Annotated in this window: 6 protein-coding genes and 1 pseudogene; 6 read left to right on the top strand and 1 reads right to left on the bottom strand. The window is 62.1% G+C overall.

The genetic code is table 11. The annotated features are described in order from the left end of the window. Together VMA74_RS08730 and VMA74_RS08725 are read left to right on the top strand one after the other, a co-directional pair. A partial coding sequence (locus VMA74_RS08730) for an amino acid permease (RefSeq protein WP_325366250.1) occupies window positions 1–1136 on the top strand: 1136 nt, incomplete at its 5' end. A gap of 78 nt (window positions 1137–1214) precedes the next feature. Next, complete coding sequence (locus VMA74_RS08725) at window positions 1215–2687, top strand: amino acid permease (RefSeq protein WP_325366249.1); 1473 nt, start codon at window positions 1215–1217, stop codon at window positions 2685–2687. A gap of 414 nt (window positions 2688–3101) precedes the next feature. On the opposite strand, the gene VMA74_RS08720 is transcribed toward VMA74_RS08725, so the two are convergent. After that, window positions 3102–3431: a high-potential iron-sulfur protein gene (locus tag VMA74_RS08720; RefSeq protein WP_325366248.1), complete on the bottom strand. Its 330-nt coding sequence runs from the start codon at window positions 3429–3431 to the stop codon at window positions 3102–3104. 156 nt (window positions 3432–3587) lie between these two features. Between VMA74_RS08720 and VMA74_RS08715 the strand changes: the two genes are divergently transcribed. The 4 genes and pseudogenes from VMA74_RS08715 to VMA74_RS08700 all read left to right on the top strand — a co-directional run. Beyond that, a complete protein-coding gene (locus VMA74_RS08715) occupies window positions 3588–4235 on the top strand; it encodes a methylthioribulose 1-phosphate dehydratase (protein ID WP_325366247.1) in 648 nt (215 codons plus the stop codon). After that, window positions 4232–4792, top strand: a complete 561-nt coding sequence (locus tag VMA74_RS08710; protein WP_325366246.1) for an acireductone dioxygenase — start codon at window positions 4232–4234, stop codon at window positions 4790–4792. The genes VMA74_RS08715 and VMA74_RS08710 overlap by 4 nt, the downstream gene beginning before the upstream one ends. Before the next feature lie 192 nt (window positions 4793–4984). Then, complete coding sequence (gene mtnC / locus VMA74_RS08705) at window positions 4985–5671, top strand: acireductone synthase (protein WP_325366245.1); 687 nt, start codon at window positions 4985–4987, stop codon at window positions 5669–5671. 13 nt (window positions 5672–5684) lie between these two features. Further along, window positions 5685–5994 (top strand): annotated as a pseudogene (locus VMA74_RS08700) (peptidase C13); the annotation flags it as partial.

Raw genomic sequence — 5994 nt, 5'->3', positions numbered from 1 at the left:
CCAGCACGGTGTGCGTGGGCTGGTCCGGCTACAAGAACGGCCTGCTCGCCAACCACGGACTCGGACTGCCCCAGTTCTTGCGCGCCGGCCCCATGGATGGCGGCATCTTCAACCTGCTGGCCTTCCTCATCGGCGCAGTGGTCACTTTCCTGCTGGTGATCGGTACGTCGAAGTCGGCCAAGGTCAACTCGATCCTGGTGCTGATCAAGGTCATCGCCTTGACCGTCTTCATCGTGATCGCGCTGCCGAAGGTACAAGACAGCAACTTCCATCCCTTCACCCCCAACGGCTGGGGTAACCCGATGGGTGGCATCGGTGTACTGGGTGCGGCCGCGTCCATCGTCTTTGCCTACATCGGCTTCGATGCCGTTTCCACGGCCGCCGAGGAAACCAAGAATCCCAATCGGAACATCCCGATCGGCCTGATCGGTTCGCTCAGCATCTGCACGGTCTACTACCTGCTGGTGAGCTATGGCGCGATTGGTTCGGTGGGGGCACAGCCGGTGACTGGTCCCGGCGGCGTCATGCTGCAACCTGGCACAACGGAAATGGCGGCAGCCTGCAACGGCTCCGATGCACTGGTCTGCAGCAAGGAAGCGCTTGCACATGCCCTGCGCGTGCTGCACCACAATTGGTGGGGTGACGTGATCGGCGCCGCAGCGAGCATTGCGTTGCCTTCCGTGATCCTCACCATGACCTACGGACAGACGCGCATCTTTTTCACGATGGCGCGCGATGGCCTGCTGCCTGCGGTGTTTTCCAAGATCCATCCGCGTTTCCACACGCCTCATGTGATCACGCTGATCACCGGTCTGTTCGTATCGCTGTTCGGCGCGATCTATCCGGTCGGCCAGCTTGCCGACATCACCAACTCGGGCACGCTGTTCGCGTTCATGATGGTGGCCGTCGGCGTGATGGTGCTGCGCGTAAGGCAGCCGGAGCGTAAGCGCCCCTTCCGCACGCCGATGGTATGGTTGGTATGCCCGCTTGCGGTGCTGGGGTGTCTCCTGCTTTTCATCAACCTGCCGGCCAGGACACTCACGGTGTTTTTCGGCTGGGGTATTTTTGGCCTGGTGGTGTATTACCTCTATGGCCGCCGCAAGAGTCACCTGGCCAACGGCACCGAACCTGCCTGAGGTCGTGCGCTACGCTATCGAGTGAATCTGGCCCGGCACGGTGAACCACACCGTGCCGGCTTTCTTTCAGGGAACCCTATGCTGAAACAGCTGTTTGCCCGCAAAACCGATTTTTCCGACGATACCGATACCGGCCACGGCCCGGGTTTGCGGCGAACGCTGGGGCCTTGGGGCATCACGGCGCTGGGCATCGGCGCCGTCATCGGCACCGGTATTTTCGTGGTAACCGGCCAGGCGGCGGCCGACAACGCGGGGCCGGCGGTCATCATCTCCTTTATCCTCGCGGCGATCTGTAGCGGCTTCACCGCGCTGTGCTACTGCGAATTCGCCACGCTGATCCCCATTTCAGGCAGCTCCTATTCCTACGCCTACGCCACGCTGGGCGAACTGGTCGCTTGGTTCATCGGCTGGAACATGGTGCTGGAATACGCCATTTCCGCCTCGGCTGTCGCGGTGAGCTGGACCGGCTATTTCACCAGCCTGCTCGATCATGTCGGCATCCATCTGCCGCCCGCGCTCACCGGTACGCCATTGGCATTTTCCAACGGCGGCCTGGTCGCCACCGGCAATCTGTTCAACCTGCCGGCCGTCGCCATCGTGCTGGCGCTGACGTGGGTGTGCTACATCGGCATCCGCGAGTCTTCCGGCATCAACTTCCTGATGGTGCTGCTCAAGGTGGGCCTGATCATCATCGTGGTGGTGGCGGGCTATCGCTACATCGATCCGGCCAACTGGCACCCCTTCATCCCCGAATCGCAAGGCGGCCACAAATATGGCTGGGCCGGCATCATGCGCGGCGCAGGCATGGTGTTCTTCGCTTATATCGGCTTCGAGGCCACCTCCACCGCCGCCCAGGAATGCAAGAACCCGCAACGCGACCTGCCGTTCGGTACGCTAGTGTCACTGGTGATTTGCACCGTGCTGTATCTGGCGATGGCCGCGGTGCTGACCGGCCTGATTCCGTACACCCAGCTGGGCACCGACGAACCGGTCGTCACGGCCATCAGGGCGCATCCCGAACTCGGCTGGCTGCGCCTGATCGTGGAGATCGGAGCGATGATCGGCCTCTCGTCGGTGATCCTGGTGATGATCATCGCGCAGCCGCGCATCTTCATGATCATGTCGCGCGACGGCTTGCTGCCGCGCGTGTTCAGCCGCATTCATCCGCGCCATCGCACGCCGCACATCAATACGCTCATCACCGGCTTCGGCATCGCCGTGCTGGCCGCCGTATTCCCGCTGGACGTGCTGGCCGACCTCACCTCGATGGGCACGCTGATCGCCTTCGCAGCCGTCTGCGTCGGCGTGCTGATCCTGCGCTACACGGCGCCGGAGCTGCCGCGCACGTTCCGCGTGCCATGGGCTCACTTTGTGTGCATTGCCGGCACGCTGAGCTGCTGCGCGCTGCTGGCCACCATGGGTTGGTACAACTGGGCGCTGATGGTGGTCTGGACCCTGGTCGGCTTTACGATTTATTTCACCTATGGGGTTCGCCATAGTCACCTGCGACTTGCCAATGATTCGATCAAGGGCCAAACGTCGGTAATTTGACGCGATCTGCCGGCAACGGCGCTGAATAGCTGTCAAAAGCGCACTAACAATGTTTTAATGGATTGAAAGTAAACATTGAAGTTAACACATTAACCAACTGATCTTTAAGGAAATTTTTTTCAGGCCACACAATTTTCCTTCCCCGCCCCGCCGCACTTCGATCAACCGGAGTATCATCAGTGGCCCGTGGGTTGATCACTTGGCAGTGGGCCCCGGATCGCGACCCGGCGCGTCAGGCCAGTTAGCTCCTCGACCTGACGCGCTCGGGAAGCACCTTTCAGTAACACCCCTTCGTTTCTTTACAAACGCCTGTCTCGTACAGGCGTTTTTTTATGCTCAGTTTTTTTAAAGCGCCCACTCATGCAAACAAAAAGGCCGGCGCGAGGGCCGGCCCTGTCGGTATCAGACAAACCATCAGGCTTGCTTGGCAGTGTGCGAGATGCACCAGCCCTTCGCCGAGACTGCTTTGCCAGGGAACAGCTGACACGGCCCGTAACCGGTCGCGCCGCCGGAGTAGAACTGACAGTTGGCGCAGGTATCACCGGCCTTGCGCTTGGGATTCTTCGTTGTCGAAGCGTCTTCGACGTAACCAAGCGCCTTGGCCGTCGGATCGGATTCGGAAAGATGCGGCAGATCATCGGCGCGCGCAACGCGTGGCAATCCATTCATCAATACCGCCGCAGCGGCGGTACCGGCGGCAAGCTTGAGGAAACGACGGCGTGAATCGATATCTTTTTGAGACATAACCACCCTCTTGGCACGTTGTTCGCCGCGGGGACTGCGGCGATGCTTTCCGCATCCTAACGCCATGCGCCGCATAGAGACACTTTCGCGAATAACTCGCATTTCGCGCTTTGCGGCCCATGCTATAGTCGCCGCTCGTTTGGACGTCCATTTGCCATGACTCAAAACCTGCCCGCCTCCATCCCCGCCGCACTTTTCTACGAGCGCGCCGATGCCATTGCCGACGCGGCGAGCGAGCTGGCGCAACACGGCTGGACACCCGCCACCAGCAGCAATTTCTCCATGCGGCTGGACAGCGACCACGCTGCCATAACCATCTCCGGGCGGGACAAAGGCAAGCTCGGGCGCGACGACATCATGCTGGTGGACATGCAGGGCAAGGCCGTCGGCACCGCCGCGCGCCCCAGCGCGGAAACCGAATTGCACACGCAGGTGTATCGCCGTTGGCCCGAGGTGAACGTGGTGTTGCATACGCATTCACGCACGCAAAGCGTGGCCTCGCGCCTGTTCGCCGCCGATGGCGTGATCCGGCTGCAAGGCTGGGAACTGCAGAAAGCGATTCGCGGCCACAGCACGCACGAAAGCGTGCTGGACATCCCCGTGTTTCCCAATACGCAGCACATGCCTGAGCTGGTTACACAAGTAGATGCCTGGATCGATGCCGGCAAACCCCTGCACGCCTACTTGATCAACGGCCATGGCATCTATACCTGGGGTCATGACATGGCCGAGGCGCGCCGCCACCTGGAGGCGCTGGAATTCCTGCTTGGCTGCGAACTCGATCTGAGGAGGTTGAACGCATGAGCCGCTTGCGCATTTTTGACGAGCACCAGCCACAACACCCGCTCTCGGTACATGACGATCACGCCGATATCGCCCGTGCACTGAGCAAGGTGGGTGTGCGTTTCGAGCAGTGGCAAGCCAACCAGCCGGTTGCGCCCGGCGCCAGCCAGGAAGCGGTGATTGCCGCCTACCATGCGGACATCGCGCGCCTGATGCGCGAGGAAGGCTACCAATCGGTCGACGTGATCAGCCTCACCCCGGATCATCCTGACCGCGCCGTACTGCGCCAGAAATTTCTCAGCGAACATACGCACAGCGAGGACGAGGTGCGCTTCTTCGTCGCTGGCGCAGGGCAGTTCACCCTGCACATCGGCGACAAGGTCTATGACGTGCTGTGCGAACAAGGCGACCTGATCGGCGTGCCGGACGGCACCCGCCACTGGTTCGACATGAGCGAGTCACCCTACTTCGTAGCCATCCGTCTGTTCACCAACAAGGAAGGCTGGGTCGCCAACTTTACGGGCTCGGACATTGCCACGCAGTTCCCACGGATGACGCCGCTGGCTAACGCGGCGTAGGCCGCCAGGATCAATGCATCCGCGTAGATTGGAGAGAGCCCCGGACTTGATCCGGGGCTCACGCCAAGGTTGCCCTGTGCAGGCTTGCCACAAACATGAAACCGAGCACCCTGCCAGGTTAACTGCGAAATCAACCGCTTGCGCCCACGCGAGCCCACGCTAAGCTTGGGAGCCCCCACCCGCACCGCTCCCATGACCGCCATCCGCGCCATCGTCACCGATATCGAAGGCACCACCAGCTCGATCAGCTTCGTCAAGGACGTGCTGTTTCCCTATGCCCGCCAACGTCTGCCGGCCTATGTGGAAACCCATGGCGACACGCCCGAGGTCCAGCACTGGCTGCACGAAGCAGCCAAGGAAGCCGGCATCGTCGAGGCGAGCCGGCAGGAGATCATCGAGCTGTTGCTGCGCTGGATCGACGAAGACCGCAAATCCACCGCGCTCAAGGCCTTGCAAGGCATGATCTGGCAGGAAGGCTTCGAAGCCGGCGAGTATCGCGCCCATATGTACCCGGAAGTCTCTGCGCGCCTGCACGCCTGGCGCGGCGACGGGCTGCGCCTGTACGTGTACTCCTCCGGCTCGGTGCAGGCGCAGAAGCTGTTCTTCCGCTACAGCGAGGCCGGCGATCTCGGCCCGCTGTTCGCCGGCTATTTCGACACCGAGACCGGCCCCAAGCGCGAACAGCTCTCCTACCAGCGCATCGTCGACGCGATCGGCGAGCGGCCGGAGCACGTGCTGTTCCTCTCCGACATCGAACAGGAGCTGGATGCCGCGCGCGCCGCCGGCCTGCAGACCGGCTGGCTGCTGCGCCCGCCGTTGGAGATGCCAGCCCAGCCCAAGCACCCCGCCTACACCAGCTTCGACGCCATCCAGCCCTGAGCGTGACTTCGCCATGCGCATGCGCACCTTACTGATTGCCCTGCTCTCCTTTGCTGCCGGCGTGCTGGTGATGTTGCTGGTGACCGGGCACCGGTCGCCGCCGTCCGCAGAAACGCCGGCCGTGGCAGCCAGCGGCGGCGCATCGCCGGCGCCCGCTTCGTCCAGCACCGATACGGACGACAGCGACAGCAGCGACAACTGGCCCAACCAAGGTCCCTCGCCAGAACAGGTCATCTACGCGCAGCCCAACATGGTGCGCCAGGCGGTGTCGAAACTATCGCCGCGCGTGCCCGATAAAACCAACCTCTACCTGGTCGCCTTCG

This window comes from Dyella sp., from assembly GCF_035508675.1.
Classification (GTDB): domain Bacteria; phylum Pseudomonadota; class Gammaproteobacteria; order Xanthomonadales; family Rhodanobacteraceae; genus Dyella_B.
The sequence above is the reverse complement of the archived record's forward strand: the minus strand, read 5'-3'. Positions and strand labels throughout refer to the sequence as shown.

Excerpts from the sequence above, each read along its gene's own strand:
- VMA74_RS08725 (WP_325366249.1), top strand. The coding sequence starts at position 1,215 with ATGCTGAAACAGCTGTTTGCCCGCAAAACCGATTTTTCCGACGATACC.
- VMA74_RS08720 (WP_325366248.1), bottom strand. The coding sequence starts at position 3,431 with ATGTCTCAAAAAGATATCGATTCACGCCGTCGTTTCCTCAAGCTTGCC.
- VMA74_RS08715 (WP_325366247.1), top strand. The coding sequence starts at position 3,588 with ATGACTCAAAACCTGCCCGCCTCCATCCCCGCCGCACTTTTCTACGAG.
- VMA74_RS08710 (WP_325366246.1), top strand. The coding sequence starts at position 4,232 with ATGAGCCGCTTGCGCATTTTTGACGAGCACCAGCCACAACACCCGCTC.
- mtnC (WP_325366245.1), top strand. The coding sequence starts at position 4,985 with ATGACCGCCATCCGCGCCATCGTCACCGATATCGAAGGCACCACCAGC.